We start from the raw sequence: 25,424 nt of genomic DNA on the forward strand, positions 1-25,424 counted from the left end.
CTCACCTCCGGGGGAGCAGCAAAGAACGGTGCCATTCGAAAAAAGCCGGAAGAACGGATCGAAGAACGCGGAAAGCAGATATTCCACCGCGCACCGTGCCGATCCGGACGAGTTCATGTTCAGGAGCGTCCACGACCACCCTGACGGCCGCAACGGGGCGTTCGCCCGTGCGTACGGCGCTCAGGAGCGTGGCCGCCGATTCCATGTCGACCGCGATCGCGCCGGTCGCGAGCAGGTCGGACCGTTCGTTTCCGCGGACGACATGGTCGGAGCCGGTGACAGGGCCGGTGTGGACGGTGCGGCCGGGCAGGGTCCGCACCAGTTCTTTCACGAGCAGTTCGGTGCCGACGCAGGGGACACTGCCACGCGGGTCCCGGGTCTCCTCGGCGACGACCAGGTCGCCGGGGTGCATCCCGGGGGCCAGACCCGCGCAGAAGCCGGTGGCCAGGACGGCGGCGCCGGCGAGCGCCGGGTCGGCCAGCAGCCGGGTGACGGACCGTTCCGCCGCCCTGGGCCCCATACCGGTGCGCGCCACGGTGACCGGCCCGTCCGCGCCGCCGCGTTCGCCGGCGCGCAGGGCGAGATGCTCGATGCCGAGCGCGCAGGCGATCAGCAGCGGAGCGGGAGCGGGCGTGGTGCTCATTCAGCTCCTCTCGACCTCGGGCCTCGGCTCGCCGTGGACGTAACGGCCGAGCGCGGTGAGCGGGAAGACCTGGCGGTACAGGTGGTAGTTGATGGAGAAGTCCCAGGGGAACCCGGTGCCGGTGAAGTACGGCTCCTCCCAGGAGCCGTCCTCCCGCTGGGTCTCGGCGAGCCACCGCACGCCCCGCTCGACGGCCTTGGCGTCCTTCTCCCCGGCCGCGATCAGGGCCATCAGCGCCCAGGCCGTCTGGGAGGCGGTGGAGGCGCCACGGCCGCTCCACTCGCCGGCGTACTTGTAGGAGCGCAGGTCCTCGCCCCAGCCGCCGTCCTCGTTCTGGACCCGCTCCAGCCAGGTCACCGCCCGCCGGATCGCCGGGTGCGAGGCGGGCAGCCCCGCCGCGGTGAGCGCGGGCACCACGGAGCCGGTGCCGTAGACGTAGTTGACGCCCCAGCGTCCGAACCACGAGCCGTCCGGCTCCTGTTCGGCCAGCAGCCAGTCGATGCCGCGCCGGGTGCGCGGGTCGTGGGCCATGCCCTCGAAGGCGAGCATCTCCACGACGTGCGCGGTGACGTCGGCCGAGGGCGGGTCGATGACCTCACCGAAGTCGCAGAACGGCAGCCGGTTGGGGAACGGGCTGGTGTTGTCGACGTCGAAGGCGCCCCAGGCACCGTTCTTCGACTGCATGCCGAGGTTCCAGCGCACCCCGCGCCCGATGGCCTTCTCCATCCGTTCCGGGTCGTGGTGCTTGACCCGGCGCAGCGCGAGGACCACCTCGGCGGTGTCGTCGATGTCGGGGTAGTTGTCGTTGTGGAACTCGAACGCCCAGCCGCCCGGCGGCAGTTGGGGGCGCTTGACGGCCCAGTCGCCGGGCCGCACGATCTGTTCGCCGAGCATCCAGTCGGCGGCCTTGACCAGTTGCGGGTGGTCGGCGGGCAGGCCGGCGTCGGCGAGGGCGATGGCCGCCAGGCAGGTGTCCCACACCGGCGACTGGCAGGCCTCGATCATCCGGGAGCCGTCCTCGCGCCACAAGGCGTAACGATCCAGCGACTCCAGGCCCGCACGCATCACGGGGTGTTCGAGGTCGTACCCGAGCAGGTGGAGGGCGATCACCGAGTACACGGCGGGCGGCTGGATCCCGCCCCAGGCGCCGTCGTTCTCCTGCCGCTCGATGATCCAGCGGGCGGCGGACCTCAGCGCGGAGCCGCGGATTCTGCGCACGGCGACCTTGCGGTAGCCGCGGACAACCTTGTCGAGCCGCTGGAACAGGCCCTCCCAGCTGACCGGCGGGGCCAGCGGCCGGGACGGGTTGGGGTCGGCCGGGTCGGTGTGCAGTTCGTCCAGCGGGAAGGGCGCCGGGCGCACCGGGCGTTTGGCCGAGACCACGGTGAGCGGCACGATCGTCTGCCGCGCCCACTGGCCGAAGTTGTAGATGCTGAGGGGGAACCACTTGGGGAAGTACAGGAGTTCCGGCGGGAGTTCGGGCAGGTCCTCCCACTTCCACCAGCCGAACAGGGCCAGCCAGATCCGGGTGAAGACCCGGGCGGCGGCGATTCCGCCGCGCTCGCGGATCCAGGCCGACGCCTTCGCCATGTGGGGCGCGTCGGGGGCGTCCCCGGCCAGTCGCAGGGCGACGTAGGCCTCGATGGTGGCGGAGAGTTCGCCCGGGCCGCCGTAGAAGGTGGCCCAGGTGCCGTCCTCGCGCTGCTCGCCGCGGATGAAGAGCGCGGCGGCGGCCGTCGTGGCCTCGTCGCGGATGCCGAGGAACTGACGGAGCAGCAGATCCTCGGCGTCCATGGTGACGTTGGTCTCCAGGTCACCTTTCCACCAGCCCTGCGCGTCCTGCCGGGCGAGCAGATGGTCGGTGGCGCGCAGCATGGCGCGTTCGGCGGCTTCCTTCACCCCGGTCGCCGCGGGGGTGATGCGGTCCGTGCTGGCCGAGGCAGCGCGGGGCGGCAGGGTGGCCCCGGTGCTTCCGTCGGTCGTCGCTGTCATGGCTTCCCCTTCGTGCAGTCGTACGAAATCGTTCTGCTGCGGGTCCGCCGTCGGCCGGTGCTGGTTGCGCGCTCGCACCGGCCGGCGACTACGCGAGGGCTATTCGACCGATAGTGATCATCTCTTTCGTACGACGACGAAGTCGGCCAGCGCCGTGAACTGCGCCCGGACCAGGTCGGGCATGTCGACGGCGTGCAGGGCTTCGATGGCGATGGCGTGCTGACGGCGCGCCTCTTCGGCGGTCCACTCCCGGCCGCCCGCCTCCTCGATCAGGGCGGCGCGGGCGGCGAACTCCTCCTCGGAGAAGTTCTCGAAGTCGCTGCTCTTGGCGTCGGCGGCGAGGATCTCGCCGAGCCGCTCGGAGGCGGGTCCGCCGGCCGCGAGCGAGGCGACGACCGGCAGGGACTTCTTGCGCTGGCGCAGGTCGCTCCAGGTCTGCTTGCCGGTGGACTCCGGGTCGCCCCAGATGCCGAGGAGGTCGTCTACGGCCTGGAAGGCGAGTCCGAGGTGGTAGCCGTACTTCTCCAGGGTGTCGGCGGTGCGGTCGTCGGCACCGCCGAGCACCGCGCCGATGGAGCTGGAGGCGGCGAGCAGCGCGCCGGTCTTGTTGCCCTCCATCTCCAGGCACTCCTCGACGCTGACCCGGTCGCGGTGCTCGTAGGAGATGTCCTGGGCCTGGCCGTCGATCAGGGCGCGGCTGGCGGCGGTGAGACGGCGGGTGGCCCGGCCGGCCTCGACGGTGCCCAGTTCCAGCAGCACCTCGTTGGCGAGGGCGAAGAGGGCGTCGCCGACCAGGATGGCCTGCGCGGGGCCGTGCACCTTCCAGACGGTGTCCCGGTGGCGGCGCTGCTCGTCGCCGTCCATCAGGTCGTCGTGCAGCAGCGAGAAGTTGTGGACGAGTTCGACGGCGACCGCGCCGGGGATGCCGGTCTCGGGGCCGGCGCCGGTGACCTCGGCGGAGAGTACGGCGAGCGCGGGCCGCACGGCCTTGCCGCCGTCGCCGTCGGCGGGGTTGCCCTCGGCGTCGATCCAGCCGAAGTGGTAGGCGGCCACGGTGTCCATCGGGGACGCCAGGCGGTCGACGGCCGCCTTCAGTACCGGGGTGGCAAGGGTCCGGCCGCGCTCCAGGAGCGCGGTCACGTCCACCGCGTCGGCAGCCGTCTCGGCCGGTGGCACAGTGGGCACAGTTTCTCCTCTTGTTGCGGTACCGGGGGTGCGGGGACCTGCCGCCTGCTGGTCGGGCGTCACGCCGCCTCCTCGAACTCGAAGAGGTGGCGGGGGCGGGGCCGGCCCAGGGTGCGCAGCACGGCGTCGGCCGCGTTCACACCGCTGCGGACCGCACTCTCCATGGTCGCGGGCCACCCTGTGGCGGTCCACGCTCCGGCCAGGTAGAGGCCGGGTGCCTTGGTGCGGGCGCCGGGCCGCAGCCGCCCGACGCCGGGGGCGGGAGCGAAGGTCGCGGTGCGCTCCCGGGTCACGAAGAAGTCCTCGACCACGGCGCCGCGCGCACCGGGCAACAGCCGTTCCAGTTCGGGCAGGTAGCGCTCGCGCAGGGCGGCCACGGGCGCGTCGATCTCGTCCTGTGCCGCCGACTGGGAGAGGGCGAGATACTGTCCCTCGCGCAGCCCGGAGGCGTGGGTGCGGTCGAACACCCACTGGACCGGGGTGCCGAGCGCCGCGAAGAACGGCTTGGTGAGCACCGTACGGTCGTAGACCACATGGACGTTGAGGATCGGCGCGGTGCCGATCTCCAGGAGGTTCTCCGGGGCGTCCAGGGCGCCCTCGGGCAGCAGGTCGTACGCCTCGCGCTGGGCCACGGCGAGCACCACGGCGTCGGCGGTGAGCGTCTCGCCGGGAACCTGAACGCTCCACGTCCCGTTCTCGTTGAAGGAGACGGAGGTGACGCGTGTACGGACTTCGGTGCGCACGCCCGCGGAGTCGAGCGCCTTGCGGGCCAGCCGGTCGTGGAGTTCACCCAGCGGCACATGGGCCCAGCCGATGTCGGCCGCGCCCGGGTCGGACAGCAGACCGGTCTTGAACACCATCGCGGCGAGCGCCAGGGAGGAGTCCTGGGCCACCGCGTTGAGGGTGGCGACCCCCACCAGGTCCCACAGTGCCTCGATGGCCCGCGCCGACTGGCCTCGGGCAGCCAGCCAGCTGCCGAAGTCCTGTGCGTCGAGGGCGGGATCGTGGAGATCGAGTGCTCGGAGGGCGAGAGCGGCTCTGCCCACCGCGGCGCGCTCGGCGAACGAGAGATGCGGGTAGGAGGCGAGGCTGCGGCCCAGGTGCAGGGGCACCGGCAGGGGATCCCGGCGGAGTCTGCCGAGGCGGCGCCCCTCCGGTTTCGCGAGGTCGAGCACGGGTACGTCGAGCCGGTCCTGCAGCGGTGCCAGCGCCGCGCCGTCGATGCGGTCCAGGAACCAGCGGTAGGCGGTGCAGCAACGCAGGTACACGTGCTGGCCGTTGTCCACGGTCAGGTCGCCGCGCCGGAAGGAGAAGGCGAGCCCGCCGAGGCGTGGCCTGCCTTCGAGCAGCGTCACCCGCACCCCGGCGTCGGCGAGCGCCAGTGCGGTCGTGACACCGGCCAGGCCGCCGCCGATCACGACGGCGGTGCGCCCGGACGGGGTGTCGTCGTGCGTCCGTTCGGATCGCGTGCCGTCGGTCATCGTGCAGCCTCCCCTGCCCGCCCGCCGTGCCGGTGGAACGGGGCACGGCGGGCCGTCGCAGTCAGGGACGCCGCGCCGCGCCGGAGGGTTGCCTGCCGTTTTCCTCCGGTGGCGTCAGCTTGGCCCACTTTGTCCATCAGGCGCGCCTCCTGACGGTCCGGCGGGAGACGTGGCGCCGGGTGTCGAGACCGGACAGGCCGCGTACCGCGACGTACGCCTTCTCGCGTCCGGGCAGCGAGACCCGGCCGCGCAGCACGGCCTCCGGCTCGCGCTCGATGCGGTCGAGCAGCCGGCGGTAGATGCCGGCCATCGCGGCGACGCAGGCGCCGCTGCGCCGGTCGAGCATGGGAAGCAGCCGGTAGCCCTCGGCGAACAGGGCACGGGCGCGCCGCACTTCGAAGTGGACCAGGCCCGCGAAGTCCGAGCCCTCCGGCGGGGTCGGCCCGTGGAACCCGGCCGCGCAGCCGAACTTGGCGAGATCGTCGGCGGGCAGGTAGGTACGGCCGTTCCCGGCGTCCTCGCGGATGTCCCGGAGGATGTTGGTCAGCTGGAGTGCGAGCCCGAGCGTGTCGGCATACTCCGGCGCGCGCTCGGCGCCGCGCGCCCCTGGTTCGGTGCCGAACACGCCGAGTGAGAGCCGGCCGATCGCACCGGCCACACAGCGGCAGTAGACCTTGAGGTCGTCCCAGGTCTCGTAGGTCTCGCCGCGCACGTCCATCAGCACGCCGTCGATCAGCTCGTCCAGGCCGCCCAGCGGGATCGGGAAGACCTGGGCCGCGTGCGCGAGGGCGACCGCGACCGGGTCGGTGTCGTCCTCGCCGACCGCGCCGTCCTGGACCCGGGCGAGCAGCGCCCGGGTGTCCTCCAGCCGGGCGGCCTTCACGTCGTCGGCCAGCACGCCGTCCCCGATGTCGTCGACGCGCCGGGAGAACGCGTAGAGCGCCGACATCGCGCGCCGCTTGGGCGCGGGCAGCAGCCTGATGCCGTAGGCGAAGTTCCGTGCCTGCTGTCCGGTGACCGTCTCGCAGTAGCTGTAGGCGGCGAGTACCGGTGCGGACACAGGTCTGGGAGAGTCCACGGTCCGGATCACCCCTCTCCTCGCAGAGTCACGCCCACCTCACGCAGCAACCGGCCCTTGCCGGGCTTGGGCGGGCCGGGAAGTACGTCGTATTCGGCGGCGGCGATCGCCGCGATCGCCGCCCTTCCCCCCGCCACGAACCCCGCAAGCAGCAGCTTCAACCTGCCGTGGACGCTACCCACCAGGGGGGCGCCTTCATTCAGGAGATCGCGGGCGCGTTGTGCTTCATATGCAACCAGTGCACGCACCGATGCGCCTGTGGTTTTCCTGGCGAGGTCCGCCTCCTGGACATGAAAGCGCTTCATGTCCGCGGCGGGCAGATAGATCCGGTCGCGGCCGAGGTCCTCGGCCACGTCCTGGAGGTGTTCGACGATCTGGAGTGCGGTACAGATCGAGTCCGAGAGGCGGATCCGCTCGGGGGTCGAGGTGCCGGTGACGGCGAGGACCAGGCGGCCGACCGGGTTGGCGGACAGCTCGCAGTAGGCGACCAGGTCGTCGTAGGTCTCGTACCGGCTGACCAGCTGGTCCTGACGGTTGGCGGCGATCAGCCCGAGGAACGGCTCGGGGGCCAGGTCGCGGCGGCGGACCGTGGGCTGCAGCCGGCGCAGCAGGGGGTGGTGCGGGGTCCCGTCGAAGACGCGGCGCAGGTCGGCCTCGAAGGCGTCGAGGAGGACCACGCGGTCCTCGGCCTCCTCCGGGTCGACGCCGAGCAGCCGGGCGTCGGCGCCGCCGGGGGCCAGGTCGCCGTCGCCGATGTCGTCGACGAGGCGGGCGAAGCCGTACACCGCCATCAGGTCGTCGCGCCAGGCTCTCGGCAGGAAGAACGGGGCCACCGGGAAGTTCTCGTCCGCGGCCTTGTCCAGGGTGCCTCTCTCGGCGTCCCCGGTGCGCGCCGGGGTGCTCGCCGTCACCGTTCGCTGCCCGGGGCCGGGACGGCGTGGCCTGCGTTGAGCTGGGGAGTTTCCGTAGCCATTGCCGTCACATCTCCCGTTCTACACTGCCGACCCAATACACACTATTTCGGACACGCCGCCCGGCAATCCGCGGGGCGGCCCGGCCGAGGGTGTCGCGCATTATCGCCCCACTTGCCGCTTTCCGGGACCGGTACAGCTTACGTTGTACAACGCATGGAGGTTCGTCGGGGTGTCCCGCAGATCACAACAACACACCGATTGGCGTCAAGATTCCTAAGGCGGGCCGGAGTTGACGTTTCCTTTGCAGACGCCGGGCCCCGCCGGAAGGTTCCGGCGGGGCCCGGGGAGCACAGGACCGCGCTGGGCTACTTGCCCGTGAACTTCTCGTACTCCTTGAGCACCTCTTCGGTCGGGCCGTCCATGCGCAGCTCGCCGCGCTCCAGCCACAGCACCCGGTCGCAGGTGTCCCGGATCGACTTGTTGTTGTGACTGACCAGGAACACGGTGCCGGCGTGCTCGCGCAGCTCGCGGATCCGGGCCTCGGAGCGCTTGCGGAACGCCGCGTCACCGGTGGCCAGCGCCTCGTCGATCATGAGGACGTCGTGGTCCTTGGCGGCGGCGATGGAGAACCGCAGCCGGGCCGCCATGCCGGAGGAGTAGGTGCGCATGGGAAGGGTGATGAAGTCGCCCTTCTCGTTGATGCCGGAGAAGTCGACGATCTCCTGGTAGCGCTCCCTGATCTGCTCCCGGGACATGCCCATGGCCAGGCCGCCCAGGATCACGTTCCGCTCGCCGGTGAGGTCGTTCATCAGGGCGGCGTTGACGCCGAGCAGCGAGGGCTGGCCGTTGGTGTAGACCCTGCCCTTCTCGGCGGGCAGCAGGCCGGCGATGGCCCGCAGCAGGGTCGACTTGCCGGAGCCGTTGGAACCGATCAGGCCGATCGCCTCGCCCCGGTAGGCGACGAAGGACACCCCGCGCACGGCGTGCACCTTGCGGACGCCGCGCGCCGCCTCGTCGGAGCCGCGCCTGACGATGCGGCTGAGGGCGGCCGTCGCACTGCCCCTGCCGGACTTGGCGCCGTTCACGCGGTAGACGATGTGCACGTCCTCCGCGATGACCGTGGGGATCCGCTCCCCCTGCTGCCGCTCGGTGTCGTTCAGCTCAGCCACGGCCGTACCGCTCCTCCGCCTTCCAGAAGTACACGAACCCGCCGGCGAAGACGACCAGCGCCCAGGCCAGGGCGACGGCCCAGACGTGCGGCGGGAGGTTCTCGGAGCCGTAGCCGTCGATGAGCGCGAAGCGCATCAGGTCCATGAAGACGGCCGCGGGGTTCACCTGCAGGAGCAGGCGCGCCCACTCCGGCCGGTGCTCCATCATCTTGCTGATGGAGAACATGACACCGGACATGTACATCCAGGTGCGCAGCACGAACGGCATCAGCTGGGCCAGGTCGGGCGTCTTGGCGCCCAGCCGGGCCACGATCATCGCCAGACCGGTGTTGAACAGGAACAGCAGCACCAGGGTCGGCAGGACCAGCAGCCAGGACAGCCCCGGGGTGGTGCCGAAGCCGATCACCACGGCGACCATGACGATCATCGAGAACAGCAGTTGCTGGAGCTGCTGGAGCGCGAAGGAGACCGGCAGCGCGGCGCGCGGGAAGTGCAGCGCGCGCACCAGGCCCAGGTTCCCGGAGATCGCGCGGACGCCGGTCATGATCGAGCTCTGCGTGAAGGTGAAGGTGAAGACGCCGGTGACCAGGAACGGGATGTATATGTCCTGGGACATGCCGCGGCTGGCGTGCAGGATGACGCCGAAGATGAAGTAGTACACGGCGGCGTTCAGCAGCGGGGTGGCCACCTGCCAGAGCTGGCCGAGCTTGGCCTGGCTGTACTGGGCGGTGAGCTTCGCCTGCGAGAAGGCCAGGACGAAGTGCCGGCGTCCCCAGAGCTGGCGTACGTACCCGACGAGCGAGGGCCGTGCGCCGCTCACCGTGAGCCCGTACCTGGCGGCCAGCTGCGCCGCCGTGAGGCCCTCGTCGGGCGACGGCACCGCGCTCACCGCGATTCCGACGTCATGCGTTGTCTCACTCAAGGGTGGAGCCTTCGTCCTCGGTTTCGTCTTACGTTCGTCTTACGAAATTGTGCTACCGGAGGTCGCACGTATCCGCCATGGGACACGTTCCCGGGGGCGTCCGCGCGCCGGGACGACCCCCGGGAACGCGGACACGCACCTTCGAGCTTCTCAGATCACCGGAGGTCGGCCCAGTCGCGTGAGCTTCCACACGGTGCGCCACCGCATGGGCCGACGGGGTCCGCAGGGGGTGGTCCAGCCCTCACGGAAACCGGCGAACCAGGCGTGCAGGGCCGGGCGGGAGGGGCGGCGCACCAGGGTCAGCAGCAGCCACACCCCGAGGTAGACGGGGACCAGCGGGGCGGGCAGGTTGCGGCGCGCCAGCCACACCCGGTTGCGGGCGACCATCCGGTGGTACACCGCGTGCCGGGAGGGCGCCGTGGTGGGGTGGTTGAGGACCATGTCGGAGCGGTAGTCGATCATCCAGCCGGCGTCCAGGGCGCGCCAGGCCAGGTCGGTCTCCTCATGCGCGTAGAAGAACTCGTCGGGCAGGCCGCCGACCTCGGCGAGGACCTGGGTGCGGACGGCGTTGGCGCCGCCCAGGAAGGTGGTGACCCGGGAGGAGCGCATCGGGTCGGCGGCCCGGAGCCTCGGCACGTGCCGGCGCTGGGTCTGCCCGGTCTCCGGGTCGGCGATCCGGAAGCTGATGATGCCGAGCCGCTGGTCGGCCGCGAAGGCCTGCCGGCACAGCTCGGCGGTGTCGTGCTCGGCGAGCAGGCCGTCGTCGTCCAGGAAGAGCAGTATGTCGACGTCGCGGCCGCTCGGGCCGAAGGCCTCTATGCCGACGTTGCGGCCGCCGGGGATGCCCAGGTTCTCGGGCAGTTCCATGGTGCGGACGCCGTCCGGGACGTCCGGGACCGGCGAGCCGTTGCCGACGACGACCACCTCGACCCGGTCGCCGTCCTGCTTGGCGACCGAGTCGAGGAGGGCGCGCAGTTCGTCGGGCCGGTTGCCCATGGTGATGACGACCGCGCCGACCTTCAGCCCGGCGCTCATCGCAACCTGCTCGACGCGAGGACCGAGACCAGGTGCAGCAGGGTCTGCAGGAGCGCGATGCCGGCGAGCACGGCGGTGCCCAGGCGGGTGAAGAACAGGTCGCCGCGGACGTGGTCCACGATGGCGAGGAGCAGGATCAGCAGCGAGGCCTCGATGCCGAGGATGAGCCGGTGGAACCGGAGCAGGGCGGCGGCCCGGCGGGCCAGGGCCATGCCGGAGGAGCGCATCTCGGCGGCGGCCTCCTTGACCACCGGCAGCCCGGCCTGGTGCCGGGCGACGCCGACCAGGTCGGTCTCGGCCTTGATCAGGATCGCGCCGAGCGCGGCCAGGGTGCCGAGGAAGGCCCACAGCCAGTCGATGCGGCCGGTGCCGAACAGGTCGGCGGCGCGCAGTCCGAGGCCGACGAGCACGGCCGCGTCGGTCAGGTACGCGCCCACCCGGTCGAGATAGACCCCTCCCAGCGAGTACTGCTGCTTCCAGCGGGCGACCTCGCCGTCCACGCAGTCCAGCAGCAGGTACATCTGGACGCAGACCACGCCGAGCACGGCGCCCGTGATCCCCGGCACCAGCAGGGCCGGGGCCGCGAGCACGCCGAAGAGGGTCATCAGGTACGTGAGCTGGTTGGGGGTGACCCTGGTGTTCACCAGGTAGCGGTCCACCCGCAGGGACACCTCGCGCATGTAGAGGCGCCCCATCCAGTGCTCACCGCTGCGCCGGTCCTTGACCCCAGCGGGGTGCACGACCGGACGGAGTTCAGCTACCGATGGCCTTGACATAGTCGACGTAGAAGTCCTTGATCTGGTCGGTCTTGAGGTCGAGGTGTTCGAGGATGGTGTAGCGGCCGGGCCGGGTCTCCGGGGCGAACTCGACGACCCGGATGAACTCGTCCACGGTGAAGCCGATCTCCTCCGGCAGCACCGGCAGTCCGTGCCGGCGCAGCACATCGGCCATGAACGCGGACTCCTCGTGGGCTCCGCGCAGGTACATCGCGAAGGCCGCGCCGAGCCCGCACTGCTCGCCATGGCTGGCGGCACGCCTCGGGAACAGCAGGTCGAAGGCGTGGTTGATCTCGTGACAGGCGCCGGAGGACGGGCGGGAGTCGCCCGACACCGACATGGCGATACCGCTGAGCACCAGCGCCTCGGCGAGCACCTGGAGGAATTCGTTCTCCCCGATGCCGCCGGGGTGGCGCAGCACCGCCTCGCCGGCCTGCCGGGCCATGGCGGCCGCCAGACCGTCGATCTTCTCGCCGTTGACGCGGTGGGACAGCTCCCAGTCCGCGATCGCCGAGATGTTGGAGACGGCGTCGCCGATGCCGGAGCGCACGAAGCGCGCCGGGGCCTCCCGGATGACGTCGAGGTCGATGACGACCGCGATCGGGTTCGGCACGCCGTAGGAGCCGCGGCCCGCGTCGTTGTCGAGGGTGGCGACGGGCGAGCACAGGCCGTCGTGCGCGAGGTTCGTCGGCACGGCGACCAGGGGCAGCCCCACCCGCGCCGCCGCGAACTTGGCGCAGTCGATGATCTTGCCCCCGCCGAGCCCGACGACCGCGTCGTAGTGCCCGGCCTTGATCTCGCCGGCCAGCCGGATCGCGTCGTCGAGGGTGCCGCCGTCGACCTCGTACCAGGTCGCGCCGGGCAGGCTCGGCGAGACGCGCTCGCGCAGCCTGCCGCCGGATCCGCCGCTGACGGCGACGGCGAGGCGGCCGGAGTGCGAGATGCGCTCGTCGGCGAGGACCCCGGCCAGGTCGTCGAGGGCACCCGGGCGGATGTCCACGACGACCGGTGAGGGGATCAGCCTGGTCAGTACCGGCACGCGATCTCCCGTCCCCTGGCGAGGTCGTCGTGGTTGTCGATCTCCACCCACGGCACGTCGCCGATGGGTGCCACGTCGATCCGGAAGCCGCGGTCGACCAGCTCCTGGTAGCCGTGCTCGTAGAACTGCTGCGGGTCGCTCTCCCAGACCGTCTTCAGCGCGTCGGCGAGCTCGGGGGCGGCGTCGCCCTCGATGAGGGTGACGCCGATGTACTCGCCGGTGGCCTCGGCCGGGTCCATCAGCTTGGTGATCTTCGTCATGCCCTTGCCGGCGTCGACGACGACCTTCATCTCCTCGTCGGCGAGGGACTTCACGGTGTCCAGGGCGAGGATGATCCGCTTGCCGTCGCCGCGGGCGGCGAGCAGCGTCTTCTCGACGGAGACCGGGTGCACGGTGTCGCCGTTGGCGAGGATCACGCCGTCCTTGAGGGCGTCACGGCCGCACCACAGGGAGTAGGCGTTGTTCCACTCCTCGGCCTTGTCGTTGTCGATGAGGGTGAGGCTGAGGCCGTACTTCGCCTCCAGGGCCGCCTTGCGCTCGTAGACGGCCTCCTTGCGGTAGCCGACGATGATCGCGACCTCGGTCAGGCCGATCTCGGCGAAGTTGCCGAGGGTCAGGTCGAGCACCGTGATCGAGTCCTCTATCCCGGCGGGCCCCACCGGCACCAGCGCCTTGGGCAGGCTGTCGGTGTAGGGGCGCAGACGCCGTCCGGCGCCGGCCGCCAGCACGAGGCCGATCATGCGGGTTCTCCTTCGTCGTGTACGGCGGGCGCCCCTGCGGACGCCCAGAAGCGGATGCTCTCGACGAGCACCAGCCCGGCCACGGCCACGGCCAGGACCGTGAGCGCGACCTCGAACTGCCTGCCGGTGAGCGCCGCGGCCACCACGGTGACCAGCAGCGTTCGCCCTTCCTGCCCCCCGACGGCGCGCACCAGCCAGGCCGGCGGCGCCCCGGCGCCGCCGCGGATGCGGTACACCGTGTCGTAGTGATGGTAGGCGACGGCGGCCACCAGGCCGAAAGCCGCGGGAAGGGTTCCGTTCACCCCGGATTTGCCTGCGAGGACGAGGACGGTGCCGTACTCGGCGGCCCGGAACAGGGGCGGGACCAGCCAGTCGAGGGCGCCCTTGAGCGGGCGGGCGAGGGCCAGGCCGGAGGTCAGCGCGTAGACGGCGGCGCCCGCGACCGGGGCCCAGGTCACGCCGGAGAAGAGGGAGACGGTGAGAACCGCCACTCCCGCGAGGGCCACCAGGAGCGGGAGGCCGGGCGGGGCGGGCAGGGCGCGGGAGAGGAGCCGGGCGAGGGGGCCGTTGTCGGCCAGGTCGGCCAGCGCGCCGGCGGCGCGGTCGGTGCGCCTGGCCTTGCGGGTCAGGGACCGCAGCACCCGTCCGGCCGTGGTGTACGTGGCGGCGAGGGCGCAGCCCACGAGCAGCACGTAGAAGGTGATCCGCGGGGTCGTCACCGCGGTCAGGACGGCTATGAGAGCCCATCGTTCACCGATGGGCAGGACTATCATCCGGCGCACCCAGACCGTCCAGCCGACGCTGTCGAGCTTGTCGGAGAGGGCGGCGGTCGGGCTGGTGTTGGCGGTGGCGTCGTGGTTCGCCTCGTTGAAGGAGAAGTCGACCACGTGCCGGCAGGTCTGCAGGATCATCGCGCCGAGGGCGAGCGCCCACACGTCGTCGCCGCCCCGGGCCGCGCCGAGGGCGAGGCCGGCGTAGTAGGCGTACTCCTTGGCCCGGTCGAAGGTGGCGTCCAGCCAGGCGCCGAGCGTGGAGTACTGCAGGGAGTAGCGGGCGAGCTGGCCGTCGGTGCAGTCCAGCACGAAGGACGCGATCAGCAGGACGCCCGCCGCGACGAACCCCGCGCGGGTGCCGGTGGCCGCGCAGCCCGCCGCGATCAGGGCGGTGAGCAGCGAGGCCGTGGTGACCTGGTTGGGGGTCAGTCCGCGCCGGGCGCACCAGCGGGCGACGTACCGGGAGTAGGGGCTGATGAAGAAGGTGGTGAAGAACCCGTCCCGGGACTTCACCGCGGACTTCAGGCGGACGGCCTCGTCGTCCACGGCGGCGACGGCCTGCCGCGCCTCGTTGCGGGCCTGCGGGTCGTCGGGGACGGCGGCGACCAGACTGCCCAGCTCGGGGCGGTGCACGTCGGCGTCGAGCGCGGTGACCAGGCCGTCGACGGCGAGCACGGTGCCGCCGCCGGCCTCGGCCTCCCGGGCGAGTGCCCGGCTCAGCGCCTGGCGGCCGGCCGGCTGGGCGGTGACGGCGCCGGGGATCGCGGCGAGCGGGAAGCGCGGGTCGGTGAGGCCGAGGCGCAGGGCGTGCGGGTGGCCGACGAAGCGGGCGTCGACGACCGCGACCCGCCGGTCGGCGGGCACGGCCGCGAGGAGGGCCGCGGTGTCGGCGCCGTCCGCGGCCGTGGACACCTCGAAGCCGAGCTCCCGCAGATCGCTCTCCAACGAGGATCCGGGAACCGGCTGGCCGGTGACGATGGCGGTCCGCAACCGAACTCACTCCCTGGGTGCCGGCGCCGGTGCGCCGGTCTACTGCTTGGTGGGGCGCGGTGTACCTGGCGGCCCCCGGGCGGCATTCGGCAGAGGTTATCGGATGGTGAGGGATGCTTGTTCACCGGCCGTTCACGATACGGACGACCCGCTCTGCCCCGGCCTTTGCCGAGATCATCATCCGTGATCCGGGCCCCGGCCCACAAACCGCGCGCACAGAACGGTCATCGGGGACACCGGCGCGGCGGCTCCGGCGGGCCCCGAGGAGCCACCCGGGACGTCCGCGCACGCGCGTCGGATGACCGGGGAGGCCCTGACCTGGGATTCGTTTACGCAGGTCAGGGCACATGACAACGGTGTTCACTGCCGCGTTGCCGGATACCCCCCACCCGTAGTTCACTGTGATCCCGGGCGCAAAGAGGAGGCGTATCCCATGGGGGCAGGGCACGACCACGGCCACGGGCACACCCACGCGCCGACCACCGGCACGGCCGCCGCCGCCTATCGGGGGCGGCTGCGGGTGGCGCTCGCCATCACCCTCGGGGTGATGGTGGTCGAGATCGTCGGCGGACTGCTGGCCGACTCGCTCGCGCTGATCGCGGACGCGGCCCACATGGCGACCGACGCGCTCGGCCTCGGCATGGCGCTGCTGGCGATCCACTTCGCCAACCGCCCGGCGAGCACCAACCGCACCTTCGGGTACGCCCGCGCCGAGATCCTGGCCGCCCTGGCCAACTGTCTGCTGCTGCTCGGCGTCGGCGGCTACGTGCTGTACGAGGCGGTCCAGCGGTTCCTGACGCCCGCGGACACCGAGGCCGGCGTGATGATCGTGTTCGGTCTGATCGGTCTGGTCGCCAACATGATCTCCCTCACCCTGCTGGTGCGCGGCCAGCAGGAGAGCCTGAACGTGCGCGGCGCCTTCCTCGAGGTGGCGGCCGACGCGCTGGGCTCGCTGGCGGTGCTGGTCTCGGCCGCGGTGATCCTGACCACCGGCTGGCAGGCGGCCGACCCGGTCGCCTCACTGGTCATCGGCCTGATGATCGTGCCGAGGACGGTCAAGCTGCTGCGCGAGACCCTGGACGTCCTGCTGGAGTCGGCGCCCAAGGACGTGGACATGGCCGAGGTGCGGTCGCACATCCTGGCGCTGGACGGCGTATTGGACGTCCATGATCTGCACGCGTGGACGATCACCTCGGGGATGCCGGTGCTGTCGGCGCACGTCGTGGTCCGCTCGGACGTGCTGAACGCCATCGGCCACGAGAAGATGCTGCACGAGCTGCAGGGCTGTCTCGGCCATCACTTCGACGTGGAGCACTGCACCTTCCAGCTGGAACCGGGCGGACACGCGGAGCACGAGGCCAGGCTCTGCCACTGACCGCGGCCCGGACGGGGCCGCGGGCGGCGGAACGCATCGGTCCGGGGTCCCCCGGCGTCCTGGTGTTCGACACCCCCGGGCGGTTCCCTTTCGCACCCGTAGGGCACGATCAACCACCGGGTCCCTCTTCCGGCGTGCCCGTGCCGGGAAGTGCCGGGAGTGTCGGATTCGTACGGCAGACTTGGTACGAAGACCGAGGCGAAGGATGGGTATGCCGATCACACCTGCCACCGCGACGCACAGCACGTCGAAGGGCACCACTGACGCGATCTTGCTTGAACTCGTCGACGAGAAGGGTGTGACCATCGGGACCGCGGAGAAGCTGGCCGCGCATCAGCCACCCGGGCAGCTGCACCGGGCGTTCTCCGTCTTCCTCTTCGACGAACAGGGCAGACTCCTGCTCCAGCAGCGGGCGCTCGGCAAGTACCACTCCCCCGGTGTGTGGTCCAACACCTGCTGCGGTCACCCCTACCCGGGCGAGGCCCCGTTCGCGGCGGCGGCCCGCCGCACCTTCGAGGAGCTCGGGGTCTCCCCGTCCCTGCTCGGCGAGGCGGGCACGGTGCGGTACAACCACCCGGACCCCGCCTCCGGACTGGTCGAGCAGGAGTACAACCACCTGTTCGTCGGCATGGTGCAGGCGCCGCTCGCGCCGGACCCCGAGGAGGTCGGCGAGACCGCCTTCGTGACGGCCGCCGAGCTGGCCGACCGGCACGCGCGGGACCCCTTCTCGGCGTGGTTCATGACCGTGCTGGACGCGGCCCGTCCGGCGATCAGGGAGCTGACGGGCCCGTCCGCGGGCTGGTGAGCGGCCTTACGGCAGCGCCGCGGGTTTGAGCGGCAGGGCGGCCCAGATCACCTTGCCGCCGCTCGACGTGTGCTCCACGTCCACGACTCCGCCCGCCTCCCTGGCCACCTCCCGCACCAGGAGCAGCCCCCGGCCGCCGGTCTGGCCGTGGTCGGCCTCCAGGGCGGTCGGGCGGTAGGGGTGGTTGTCCTCCACCGACACCCGCACCCACTCGGCACCGACGGCGACCTCGACGGCGAGCACCGGCGACAGCAGCGCCGCGTGCTTGACCGCGTTGGTGACCAGTTCGGAGACGATCAGCAACAGGCCGTACACCAGGTCCTCCGAGACGGGGACGCCCTGGCGCTGGAGCAGGTCCCGTACGGCGCGCCGCGCCTGCGGGACCGAGGCGTCCACGGCGGGGGCGGTGAACCGCCACACTCCTTCGTACGGCAGCGGGTCCGGACCCGGAGGACCGCCTTCCTCTGGACGCGGGTCGTGCCCACGCCCGTGGTTCTCCATCGTCCGGTCGCCACCCTCGCGCTCGATTGTCACCACACGACGAGTGTTGGCAACGACCCCCGCCACCCCGGATGACTGAACACAAGTCAGCAACTATCGAACGGTTCTGACCGTCGGCGTATGACAAGGTCGGCCGAGAGACCGGTCCTGTTCCAGGAATGCCGCTTTCACGCACTATTACGGTTGTACTGCAACACCTGGGGAACACCCGCGGCGGGACCGCGCCGATCCCGGGCCCCGTCCCGCCGATAGCATCCCGGCCATGGAGCCCCACCTCTCCCACCAGGTCACCGGTGCCGTGGCCACGGTGGTCATCCACAACCCGGTCAAACGCAACGCGATGACCGCGGCGATGTGGCGAGCCCTGCCGCCCCTCCTGGACGAGCTGTCGGCCGACCCGGACGTCCGGGTCCTGGTGCTGAGCGGCGCGGGCGGTACCTTCTGCGCCGGTGCCGACATCTCCACCCTCCAGGGCTCGGCCGCCGAGGCGCAGTCCCTCGCCTGCGCCGCCGAGGAGGCTCTCGCCGCGTTCCCCAAACCGACCCTCGCCGCCGTCCGCGGGCACTGCGTGGGGGGCGGCTCGCAGCTCGCCGCGGCCTGCGACCTGCGCTTCGCCGAGGAAGGCGCCCTGTTCGGCGTGACCCCGGCCAAGCTCGGGATCGTCTACCCGGCCTCCTCCACCCGCCGGCTGGCGTCCCTGGTGGGTCCCGCCGCCACCAAGTACCTGCTGTTCTCCGGCGAGCTGATCGGCACGGAGCGGGCGCTGCGCACCGGCCTGGTCGACGAGGTGCTGCCCCAGGGCGAACTGAGCGCACGGGTGGACGAGTTCACCCGGATCCTGGTGACGCGCTCCCAACTGACCCAGGCTGCGGCCAAGGAGTTCGCGAACGGGCGTACCGACCGTGACCACCACTGGACCGAGCAGGCGCGGCGCAGCGACGACACCGCGGAGGGCGTCGCGGCGTTCCTGGAACGCCGCGAGCCGCGGTTCAGCTGGGCTGTTCCCGGCCGAGGATGAACCGGCTCCTGGAGCGGAGCAGTTCGACGACCTCGGCGGGCGCCCGCCGAGGCGAGCCCGCGTCGTAGGGCGGCCGCGGGTCGTACTCGATCCCGAGCTGGACCGTCTGGGCGACGGCGTCCCCGGCGATCCGGCCGATCAGGGCGAGCCCCATGTCGATGCCGGAGGAGACGCCCGCCGCGGTGACGTACTTGCCGTCGGTGACGACCCGCTCCCCGGTCGGGTCGGCCCCGAACCTCCGCAGCTCCTCCAGCGCCAGCCAGTGCGAGGTGGCGCGGCGCCCGTCGAGGAGGCCGGCGGCGGCGAGCAGCAGGGAGCCGGTGCACACGGAGGTGGTCCAGGTGCTGGTGGCGTCGGCCGTGCGGATCCAGTCGAGCAGCGTCCGGTTCGCCATCTGCGGGGTCTGGCCGGGGCCGCCGGGGACGACCAGTACATCGGGGTGCGGCACCTCGGCGAGGGTCCTGTCGGCCACCAGGGCGAGGCCGCCGTCGTCGTTGCGGACCGGGCCGGTCTCCTCGGCGACGAGGACGGTCTCGGAGCCGGGGAGCCGGCCCAGGGTCTCGTAGGGCCCCACGGCGTCGAGGGCGGTGAAACGGTCGTAGAGGACGATCGCGATCTGCATGGCTCTCCTATCGGGGTCGGCCGAGGAGCGCGGGACTGAACCTGCGCCGGTATTCGGCGGGGGTCGCGCCGAGGGCCCTGAGGAAGGCCCGGCGCATCGCCTCGGGGGTGCCGTAGCCGCTGGCGCGGGAAACCTCCTCGACGCCGTCGCCGGTGTCCTCCAGGAGCCGGCGCGCGTGTTCGAGGCGGACCCGGTCGACGTAGCGGCCGGGCGTGGTGCCGGTCTCGGACCGGAAGGCACGGGCGAAGTGGCGGGGCGAGAGCATGGCGCGGGCGGCCAGGGCCTCGACGCTCAGGTCGCCGTCCGGGTGCTCCGTGATCCAGTGCTGGACCTCCCGGAGCGGAGCGCGCCGGGCGGTCTGGGCGGCGAGCTGGACGCTGAACTGGGCCTGGTTGCCGGGCCTGCGCAGGAACACCACCAGGTGCCGGGCGACCGTGAGAGCCACGGCCCGGCCCAGGTCCTCCTCCACGAGGGCCAGCGCCAGGTCGATGCCGGAGGTGACACCGGCCGAGGTGGCGATCCGGCCGTCCCGGACGTAGATGGGGTCGGGGCGCACGTCGACGGCCGGGTGGTCGCGGGCCAGTTTGTCGCAGTACGCCCAGTGGGTGGTGGCGCGGTGGCCGTCCAGGAGCCCGGCCGCGGCCAGCAGGACGGCGCCGGTGCACACGGAGACGAGCCGTCCGGTGAGCGGCCCGTGCGCGCGCAGCCAGTCGACCAGGGCCGGATCGGGGCTCCTGGTGCCCTGACCGCCGGGCACCAGGAGCGTGTCCGCGCCGGGCGCGCCCGCCAGCGTCGTGTCCGGTACGACGGTCAGCCCGCTGGAGGTGCGCACGGGCGCGCCGTCCAGGGAGGCCGTACGGACGCGGTAGCTGCCCGGGGCCTGGACCTCGGCGCCGGTGAAGACCTCCACCGGGCCGGTGACGTCGAGGCTCTGGACACCGTCGAAGAGGACGACGAGAACGGTTCGCTGCGCCATGTCTCGATTGTTCGCGGGCCGTGCGACGGCCGCAATGACGGGCTTCCCACCTTTCCTGCCATCGCGCGCCGAACACCGTACGGTCAGGAGGCGCATGACACTGGAGTCCGTACCGACCAGTCGGTAACGTGCTCGCCATGACCACTGCCGTCCTGGAGCCGCGCGCCGGCCGCCGCTGCCACACCCTGCTCAACTCCCTGCACGCGACCCACTTCTTCAGCCCCGAACTGGCCGAGGAACTGGCCGCGCTCGGGGTGACCCACCCGCGGGCCGTCAACTTCGCGGTGCGGGCCGCCGCGCTCGGACCGGTCGGGCCCGGCACGGTGACGGCCACGTTCTACAACTACAAGTACGACCTGGTGGCCCGGCACGTCCCGGCCGTCTGGGAGACCGCCTCGCCCGCCGACGTGCTCGCCGCACGCGCGCGTGCCGTCGACGCCTCGATGCGGCGGCTGCTCGGCGCCGACGCGGTGGCCTCCGCCCACATGGCCGAGGCGGCCCGGCTCGCGCTGCGCGCCACCGAGGCCTGCTCCCGCTCCGGCCGCCCGCTGTACGCGGCACACGCGGACCTGCCGATGCCCGAGGAGCCGCACCTCGCCTACTGGTACGCGGCCACGCTGCTGCGCGAGCACCGCGGCGACGGGCACCTCGCGGTACTGCTCTCGGCCGGCCTGGACGGGCTGGAGGCGGTGGTCACCCACACGGCGACCGGCAAGGGCATGACCCCGAAGTGGGTGCTGGCCACCCGCGGCTGGAGCCGGGACGACTGGGACCTGGCTGCCGGGCGGCTGCGGGAACGCGGGCTGCTCGACGGGGCGGGCGAACTGACCGAGGCGGGAGCGGCCCTGCGGGCGGAGATCGAGACGGAGACCGACCGGCTGGACCGGGCGCCGTACGAACATCTGGGGGCCGACGGAGTGGCCCGGCTGACCGAGCTGGCCAAGGGGTTCGCGGGGGCCGCGCTCGCCGCGGGCGCCTTTCCGGCCGATCTGGTCGGCAAGGGGTGAAAACGGCCGGCTGAGCGTCGCCGCGGCGACTTCGTGTCGCGGAACGGTGCCCTGGGGCCCGGTTGTCGGTGTCACCTGCCACAATTGCCGCGCAACCTCAGTGGAGAAGGCGGTACGGGATCGTGACGACACCCGGGTTCCTGGTTCCAGGGTCCATCGAAGGCAGGATCGCCGAGGAGCTCGGCGTACGGGAGCGGCAGGTCAAGGCTGCCGTGGAGCTGCTCGACGGCGGTTCGACGGTGCCCTTCATCGCCCGCTACCGCAAGGAAGCGACCGAGATGCTCGACGACGCGCAGCTGCGCACGCTCGAGGAGCGGCTGCGCTATCTGCGGGAGCTGGAGGAGCGCCGGACGGCGATCCTGGACTCGGTGCGCGAGCAGGGCAAGCTCACCGAGGAACTGGAGGCGCAGATCCGCGGCGCCGAGACCAAGGCCCGGCTGGAGGACATCTACCTGCCGTACAAGCCGAAGCGGCGCACCAAGGCGCAGATCGCGCGGGAGGCCGGCCTGGAGCCGCTGGCCGAGGGCCTGCTCGGCGACCCCACGGTGGAACCGCAGGCCGCGGCCGCCGCGTTCGTGGACGCCGACAAGGGCGTCGCCGACGCGCAGGCGGCCCTGGACGGCGCCCGCGCGATCCTCACCGAACGGTTCTCGGAGGACGCCGACCTCATCGGTGAGCTGCGCGAGCGCATGTGGGTACGCGGCCGGCTCGCCGCGAAGGTGCGGGACGGCAAGGAGGAGGCGGGCGCCAAGTTCGCCGACTACTTCGACTTCGCCGAGCCGTTCACGGCGCTCCCCTCGCACCGCGTCCTGGCGATGCTGCGCGGCGAGAAGGAGGAGGTCCTCGACCTCGTCCTGGAGCCGGAGGAGGCGACCGAGGGGCCGTCGTCGTACGAGGGCATCGTCGCCCACCGGTTCGGGATCGCCGACCGGGGCCGGCCGGGCGACAAGTGGCTGACGGACACGGTCCGCTGGGCCTGGCGCACCCGCCTGCTGGTCCACCTCGGCATCGACCTGCGGCTGCGGCTGCGCACGGCCGCCGAGGACGAGGCGGTCGACGTTTTCGCCGCGAACCTGCGCGACCTGCTGCTCGCCGCCCCGGCCGGCACCCGCGCGACGCTGGGTCTGGACCCCGGTTTCCGTACCGGCGTGAAGGTCGCCGTCGTCGACGCCACCGGCAAGGTCGTCGCCACCGACGTCATCCACCCGCACGTCCCGGCCAACCGGTGGGACGAGGCGATCGCCAAGCTCGCCCGGCTGGCCACCGCGCACGCCGTCGAGCTGATCGCGATCGGCAACGGCACGGCGTCCCGCGAGACCGACAAGCTCGCCGGTGAACTCATCACCAAGCACCCGGAGTTGAAGCTCACCAAGGTGATGGTGTCGGAGGCGGGGGCGTCCGTGTACTCGGCCTCCGCGTTCGCCTCCCAGGAGCTGCCGGACATGGACGTGTCGCTGCGCGGCGCCGTCTCCATCGCCCGCCGGCTCCAGGACCCGCTGGCCGAACTGGTCAAGATCGACCCGAAGTCCATCGGTGTCGGCCAGTACCAGCACGACCTGTCCGAGATGAAGCTGTCCCGTTCGCTGGACGCGGTGGTCGAGGACTGCGTGAACGGCGTGGGCGTGGACGTGAACACCGCGTCGGCGCCGCTGCTGTCCCGGGTCTCCGGCATCACCTCGGGACTCGCCGAGAACATCGTGGCGCACCGGGACACCAACGGCCCGTTCACCTCCCGGGGCCAGCTGAAGAACGTGGCGCGGCTCGGCCCGAAGGCGTACGAGCAGTGCGCGGGCTTCCTGCGCATCCGGGGCGGCGACGACCCGCTGGACGCGTCGAGCGTCCACCCCGAGGCGTACCCGGTGGTGCGGCGCATGGTGAAGGCCTCGCACCAGGAGGTGGCCGCCCTCATCGGCAACACGGGGGTGCTGCGCTCGCTGAAGCCGGGCGACTTCGTGGACGAGAAGTTCGGTCTGCCGACCATCGGCGACATCCTCAGGGAACTGGAGAAGCCGGGCCGCGACCCGCGTCCGGCCTTCAAGACCGCCACCTTCAAGGAGGGCGTCGAGAAGATCTCCGACCTGTCCTCGGGGATGGTCCTGGAGGGGGTCGTCACCAACGTGGCCGCGTTCGGCGCGTTCATCGACGTCGGCGTCCACCAGGACGGTCTTGCGCACGTCTCCGCGCTGTCCAAGACCTTCGTCAAGGACCCGCGGGACGTGGTGAAGCCGGGCGACATCGTCAAGGTGAAGGTCCTCGAGGTGGACATTCCGCGCAAGCGGATCTCGCTGACGCTGCGGCTGGACGACGAGGCGGCACCGCAGGGCGGCGGCGGCCGGCAGGCCGAGGGCGGCGAACGGCGCCAGCGCGGCGGGCGGCCCCCGCAGCAGCGGCAGCAGGGCGGCGGGCGCGGCGGCCAGGCCCAGGGCGGCGGAGCACGCCAGGCGCCGGCGCCGGCCAACAGCGCGATGGCCGACGCTCTGCGCCGGGCGGGGCTGCTGGACGGCGGGAAGAAGGGGAAGCGCTGATCGTCCCGTGCGGGGATCCGGGCGGTGGACGGAGGACTCAGAGGGTCCGTCGGTTCGTCGCCCGGTCCGTGCGCATGCCGTGATCGCTGTCCAGCGTTCGGGGCATGCGGGTACGGGGTGGGCGACGGGCCCTTGTCCATGTCCGCACGACCGCCGACCCGCCGGGGTGCGTGAGCGGGCCCGAGAGAACCCCGGTCACGCGCTCGGCTAGCGCTCCGTCACCTTGCCCGCCGAGACCTCCAGGCGGCGGGTCACGTGGACCGCGTCCAGCATGCGGCGGTCGTGGGTGACCAGGAGGAGCGTGCCCTCGTAGGAGTCGAGGGCGGACTCCAGCTGTTCGATCGCGGGCAGGTCGAGGTGGTTCGTCGGCTCGTCCAGGACGAGGAGGTTGACGCCTCGCCCCTGGAGCAGCGCCAGCGCGGCCCGGGTCCGCTCCCCCGGTGACAAGGTGGCCGCGGAGCGCAGGACATGGTCCTGCTTGAGACCGAACTTGGCGAGCAGGGTGCGGACTTCGACCGGCTCGGTGTCCGGGACGGCCGCGCAGAAGGCGTCCAGGAGTGCCTCGGTGCCGTGGAAGAGCTTGCGCGCCTGGTCGACCTCGCCGACCACGACTCCGGAGCCGAGCGCGGCGTGCCCCGCGTCCAGCGCGACCCGGCCCAGCAGGGCGGCGAGCAGCGTCGACTTGCCGGCCCCGTTGGCGCCGGTCACCGCGACCCGGTCGGCCCAGTCGATCTGCAGGGAGACCGGTCCGAGGGCGAAGTCGCCGCGCCGTACCTCCGCGTCCCGCAGGGTGGCCACGACGGAACCGGACCGCGGGGCCGCCGCGATCTCCATGCGCAGCTCCCACTCCTTGCGCGGTTCCTCGACCACGTCCAGGCGTTCGATCATGCGCTGGGTCTGGCGGGCCTTGGCGGCCTGCTTCTCGCTGGCCTCGCTGCGGAACTTGCGGCCGATCTTGTCGTTGTCGTTGCCCGCCTTGCGCCGGGCGTTCTTGACGCCCTTGTCCATCCAGGAGCGCTGCATCAGCGCGCGGTCCTGGAGGGCGGCCTTCTTGTCGGCGTACTCCTCGAAGTCCTCGCGGGCGTGCCTGCGGGCCGTCTCGCGTTCCTCCAGGTAGGCGGCGTACCCGCCGCCGTAGAGGTTGATCTGCCGCTGGGCGAGGTCGAGTTCGAGGACCTTGGTGACCGTGCGGGTGAGGAACTCACGGTCGTGGCTGACGACGACCGTGCCCGCGCGCAGGCCGGTCACGAAGCGTTCGAGGCGCTCCAGGCCGTCCAGGTCGAGGTCGTTGGTCGGCTCGTCCAGCAGGAAGACGTCGTAGCGGGACAGGAGCAGGGAGGCGAGCCCGGCGCGGGCGGCCTGGCCGCCGGACAGGGAGGTCATCGGCTGGTCGAGGTCGACGGCCAGCCCGAGGGAGTCGGCGACCTCCTCGGCCCGTTCGTCCAGGTCCGCGCCGCCGAGGCCGAGCCAGCGTTCCAGAGCGGTGGCGTACGCGTCGTCGGCTCCCGGCGCCTCGTCGACCAGGGCCTGGGTGGCCTCGTCCATCGTCCGCTGCGCCTCGGCGACGCCGGTGCGGCGCGCGAGGAACGCCCGCACGGTCTCCCCCGGCCGGCGGTCCGGCTCCTGGGGCAGGTGGCCGACGGCCGCGGTCGGTGGGGAGAGGCGCAGTTCGCCCTGTTCGGGGGCGGTGAGTCCGGCGAGCAGCCGGAGCAGGGTGGACTTGCCCGCGCCGTTGGCACCGACCAGCCCGATCACGTCGCCGGGCGCGACGACGAGGTCGAGCCCGGCGAAGAGGGAGCGGTCGCCGTGCCCGGCGGCGAGGTTCTTGGCGACGAGGGTGGCAGTCATCAGGAAGCCG

The 25,424-nt window shown here is 72.1% G+C and carries 23 protein-coding genes; 5 read left to right on the forward strand and 18 right to left on the reverse strand.

All coding sequences use genetic code 11. The features are described from left to right. Nucleotide 1: 1 nt before the first annotated feature. From ACFY3I_RS01285 to ACFY3I_RS01350, 14 genes are all read right to left on the reverse strand, one after another. The gene (locus ACFY3I_RS01285; protein WP_365294081.1) at nucleotides 2-643 is read right to left on the reverse strand and encodes a 1-hydroxy-2-methyl-2-butenyl 4-diphosphate reductase; all 642 of its coding nucleotides are present in this window, start codon (nucleotides 641-643) and stop codon (nucleotides 2-4) included. After that, nucleotides 644-2,635 carry a squalene--hopene cyclase gene (shc, locus tag ACFY3I_RS01290; RefSeq protein ID WP_390858808.1) on the reverse strand — a complete coding sequence of 664 codons (1,992 nt, stop codon included), beginning with the start codon at nucleotides 2,633-2,635 and terminating at the stop codon, nucleotides 644-646. A 117-nt stretch (nucleotides 2,636-2,752) separates the two neighbouring features. Then, nucleotides 2,753-3,883, reverse strand: a complete 1,131-nt coding sequence (locus ACFY3I_RS01295; RefSeq protein WP_365294085.1) for a polyprenyl synthetase family protein — start codon at nucleotides 3,881-3,883, stop codon at nucleotides 2,753-2,755. Then, nucleotides 3,880-5,301, reverse strand: coding sequence for a hydroxysqualene dehydroxylase HpnE (hpnE, locus tag ACFY3I_RS01300; protein ID WP_390858809.1), 1,422 nt, complete (start codon nucleotides 5,299-5,301; stop codon nucleotides 3,880-3,882). Before hpnE ends, ACFY3I_RS01295 begins: the two co-directional genes overlap by 4 nt. Continuing rightward, nucleotides 5,298-5,438 carry a DUF6380 family protein gene (locus ACFY3I_RS01305; protein WP_365294089.1) on the reverse strand — a complete coding sequence of 47 codons (141 nt, stop codon included), beginning with the start codon at nucleotides 5,436-5,438 and terminating at the stop codon, nucleotides 5,298-5,300. Before ACFY3I_RS01305 ends, hpnE begins: the two co-directional genes overlap by 4 nt. Further along, nucleotides 5,438-6,391, reverse strand: a complete 954-nt coding sequence (gene hpnD, locus ACFY3I_RS01310; protein ID WP_365294091.1) for a presqualene diphosphate synthase HpnD — start codon at nucleotides 6,389-6,391, stop codon at nucleotides 5,438-5,440. Before hpnD ends, ACFY3I_RS01305 begins: the two co-directional genes overlap by 1 nt. Next, complete coding sequence (hpnC, locus tag ACFY3I_RS01315; RefSeq protein WP_390858810.1) at nucleotides 6,388-7,290, reverse strand: squalene synthase HpnC; 903 nt, start codon at nucleotides 7,288-7,290, stop codon at nucleotides 6,388-6,390. Before hpnC ends, hpnD begins: the two co-directional genes overlap by 4 nt. 368 nt (nucleotides 7,291-7,658) lie before the next feature. After that, the gene (locus ACFY3I_RS01320; RefSeq protein WP_390858811.1) at nucleotides 7,659-8,462 is read right to left on the reverse strand and encodes an ABC transporter ATP-binding protein; all 804 of its coding nucleotides are present in this window, start codon (nucleotides 8,460-8,462) and stop codon (nucleotides 7,659-7,661) included. Then, on the reverse strand, nucleotides 8,455-9,384 hold the full coding sequence (locus ACFY3I_RS01325) for an ABC transporter permease (protein WP_365294098.1): 930 nt from the start codon (nucleotides 9,382-9,384) through the stop codon (nucleotides 8,455-8,457). The genes ACFY3I_RS01320 and ACFY3I_RS01325 overlap by 8 nt, the downstream gene beginning before the upstream one ends. 150 nt (nucleotides 9,385-9,534) lie before the next feature. After that, nucleotides 9,535-10,419: a glycosyltransferase gene (locus ACFY3I_RS01330; protein WP_365294100.1), complete on the reverse strand. Its 885-nt coding sequence runs from the start codon at nucleotides 10,417-10,419 to the stop codon at nucleotides 9,535-9,537. Continuing rightward, complete coding sequence (locus tag ACFY3I_RS01335) at nucleotides 10,416-11,159, reverse strand: CDP-alcohol phosphatidyltransferase family protein (protein ID WP_351314593.1); 744 nt, start codon at nucleotides 11,157-11,159, stop codon at nucleotides 10,416-10,418. The genes ACFY3I_RS01330 and ACFY3I_RS01335 overlap by 4 nt, the downstream gene beginning before the upstream one ends. Before the next feature lie 13 nt (nucleotides 11,160-11,172). Then, entirely contained in the window at nucleotides 11,173-12,234 is a 1,062-nt protein-coding gene (locus ACFY3I_RS01340; protein WP_365294103.1) for an iron-containing alcohol dehydrogenase family protein, read from the reverse strand. Beyond that, a complete protein-coding gene (locus ACFY3I_RS01345; RefSeq protein ID WP_365294105.1) occupies nucleotides 12,222-12,974 on the reverse strand; it encodes a phosphocholine cytidylyltransferase family protein in 753 nt (250 codons plus the stop codon). The genes ACFY3I_RS01340 and ACFY3I_RS01345 overlap by 13 nt, the downstream gene beginning before the upstream one ends. Beyond that, the gene (locus ACFY3I_RS01350; RefSeq protein WP_390858812.1) at nucleotides 12,971-14,737 is read right to left on the reverse strand and encodes a DUF5941 domain-containing protein; all 1,767 of its coding nucleotides are present in this window, start codon (nucleotides 14,735-14,737) and stop codon (nucleotides 12,971-12,973) included. Before ACFY3I_RS01350 ends, ACFY3I_RS01345 begins: the two co-directional genes overlap by 4 nt. Nucleotides 14,738-15,170: 433 nt before the next feature. Here ACFY3I_RS01350 and ACFY3I_RS01355 point away from each other — a divergent pair, with 433 nt between their 5' ends. Then, nucleotides 15,171-16,112, forward strand: a complete 942-nt coding sequence (locus tag ACFY3I_RS01355; protein ID WP_365294107.1) for a cation diffusion facilitator family transporter — start codon at nucleotides 15,171-15,173, stop codon at nucleotides 16,110-16,112. A 211-nt stretch (nucleotides 16,113-16,323) separates the two neighbouring features. Next, nucleotides 16,324-16,917, forward strand: coding sequence for an isopentenyl-diphosphate Delta-isomerase (gene idi / locus ACFY3I_RS01360; RefSeq protein ID WP_365294109.1), 594 nt, complete (start codon nucleotides 16,324-16,326; stop codon nucleotides 16,915-16,917). Between the two features lie 6 nt (nucleotides 16,918-16,923). Here idi and ACFY3I_RS01365 read toward each other — a convergent pair whose 3' ends face one another. Next, the gene (locus tag ACFY3I_RS01365) at nucleotides 16,924-17,418 is read right to left on the reverse strand and encodes an ATP-binding protein (RefSeq protein ID WP_365294240.1); all 495 of its coding nucleotides are present in this window, start codon (nucleotides 17,416-17,418) and stop codon (nucleotides 16,924-16,926) included. Nucleotides 17,419-17,680: 262 nt separating this feature from the next. Here ACFY3I_RS01365 and ACFY3I_RS01370 point away from each other — a divergent pair, with 262 nt between their 5' ends. Further along, entirely contained in the window at nucleotides 17,681-18,436 is a 756-nt protein-coding gene (locus tag ACFY3I_RS01370) for an enoyl-CoA hydratase/isomerase family protein (protein WP_365294112.1), read from the forward strand. Here ACFY3I_RS01370 and ACFY3I_RS01375 read toward each other — a convergent pair. Together ACFY3I_RS01375 and ACFY3I_RS01380 are read right to left on the reverse strand one after the other, a co-directional pair. Then, on the reverse strand, nucleotides 18,408-19,058 hold the full coding sequence (locus ACFY3I_RS01375) for a DJ-1/PfpI family protein (protein ID WP_365294114.1): 651 nt from the start codon (nucleotides 19,056-19,058) through the stop codon (nucleotides 18,408-18,410). The two genes, ACFY3I_RS01370 and ACFY3I_RS01375, sit on opposite strands and share 29 nt — an antisense overlap. Nucleotides 19,059-19,065: 7 nt before the next feature. After that, nucleotides 19,066-20,034 (reverse strand): GlxA family transcriptional regulator, encoded by a 969-nt coding sequence (locus ACFY3I_RS01380; protein WP_390858813.1) that lies wholly within the window; start codon nucleotides 20,032-20,034, stop codon nucleotides 19,066-19,068. Between the two features lie 137 nt (nucleotides 20,035-20,171). On the opposite strand from ACFY3I_RS01380, the gene ACFY3I_RS01385 reads away from it, so the two are divergent. Together ACFY3I_RS01385 and ACFY3I_RS01390 are read left to right on the forward strand one after the other, a co-directional pair. Next, nucleotides 20,172-21,041, forward strand: coding sequence for a hypothetical protein (locus tag ACFY3I_RS01385; RefSeq protein WP_390858814.1), 870 nt, complete (start codon nucleotides 20,172-20,174; stop codon nucleotides 21,039-21,041). A gap of 122 nt (nucleotides 21,042-21,163) precedes the next feature. Beyond that, a complete protein-coding gene (locus ACFY3I_RS01390) occupies nucleotides 21,164-23,566 on the forward strand; it encodes a Tex family protein (protein ID WP_390858815.1) in 2,403 nt (800 codons plus the stop codon). Nucleotides 23,567-23,773: 207 nt separating this feature from the next. Here the strand turns inward: ACFY3I_RS01390 and ACFY3I_RS01395 are convergent, their stop codons facing one another. Next, nucleotides 23,774-25,414: an ABC-F family ATP-binding cassette domain-containing protein gene (locus ACFY3I_RS01395; protein ID WP_390858816.1), complete on the reverse strand. Its 1,641-nt coding sequence runs from the start codon at nucleotides 25,412-25,414 to the stop codon at nucleotides 23,774-23,776. Between the last annotated feature and the right edge of the window lie 10 nt (nucleotides 25,415-25,424).

It is taken from the genome of Streptomyces sp. NPDC001068 (genome assembly GCF_042897315.1).
In the GTDB taxonomy this organism is placed as follows: domain Bacteria; phylum Actinomycetota; class Actinomycetes; order Streptomycetales; family Streptomycetaceae; genus Streptomyces.

Coding starts and splice junctions, on each gene's coding strand:
- ACFY3I_RS01285 (WP_365294081.1), bottom strand. CDS start 643: ATGAGCACCACGCCCGCTCCCGCTCCGCTGCTGATCGCCTGCGCGCTC.
- shc (WP_390858808.1), bottom strand. CDS start 2,635: ATGACAGCGACGACCGACGGAAGCACCGGGGCCACCCTGCCGCCCCGC.
- hpnE (WP_390858809.1), bottom strand. CDS start 5,301: ATGACCGACGGCACGCGATCCGAACGGACGCACGACGACACCCCGTCC.
- ACFY3I_RS01305 (WP_365294089.1), bottom strand. CDS start 5,438: ATGGACAAAGTGGGCCAAGCTGACGCCACCGGAGGAAAACGGCAGGCA.
- ACFY3I_RS01330 (WP_365294100.1), bottom strand. CDS start 10,419: ATGAGCGCCGGGCTGAAGGTCGGCGCGGTCGTCATCACCATGGGCAAC.
- ACFY3I_RS01345 (WP_365294105.1), bottom strand. CDS start 12,974: ATGATCGGCCTCGTGCTGGCGGCCGGCGCCGGACGGCGTCTGCGCCCC.
- ACFY3I_RS01355 (WP_365294107.1), top strand. CDS start 15,171: ATGGGGGCAGGGCACGACCACGGCCACGGGCACACCCACGCGCCGACC.
- idi (WP_365294109.1), top strand. CDS start 16,324: ATGCCGATCACACCTGCCACCGCGACGCACAGCACGTCGAAGGGCACC.
- ACFY3I_RS01365 (WP_365294240.1), bottom strand. CDS start 17,418: ATGGAGAACCACGGGCGTGGGCACGACCCGCGTCCAGAGGAAGGCGGT.
- ACFY3I_RS01370 (WP_365294112.1), top strand. CDS start 17,681: ATGGAGCCCCACCTCTCCCACCAGGTCACCGGTGCCGTGGCCACGGTG.
- ACFY3I_RS01375 (WP_365294114.1), bottom strand. CDS start 19,058: ATGCAGATCGCGATCGTCCTCTACGACCGTTTCACCGCCCTCGACGCC.
- ACFY3I_RS01380 (WP_390858813.1), bottom strand. CDS start 20,034: ATGGCGCAGCGAACCGTTCTCGTCGTCCTCTTCGACGGTGTCCAGAGC.
- ACFY3I_RS01385 (WP_390858814.1), top strand. CDS start 20,172: ATGACCACTGCCGTCCTGGAGCCGCGCGCCGGCCGCCGCTGCCACACC.
- ACFY3I_RS01395 (WP_390858816.1), bottom strand. CDS start 25,414: ATGACTGCCACCCTCGTCGCCAAGAACCTCGCCGCCGGGCACGGCGAC.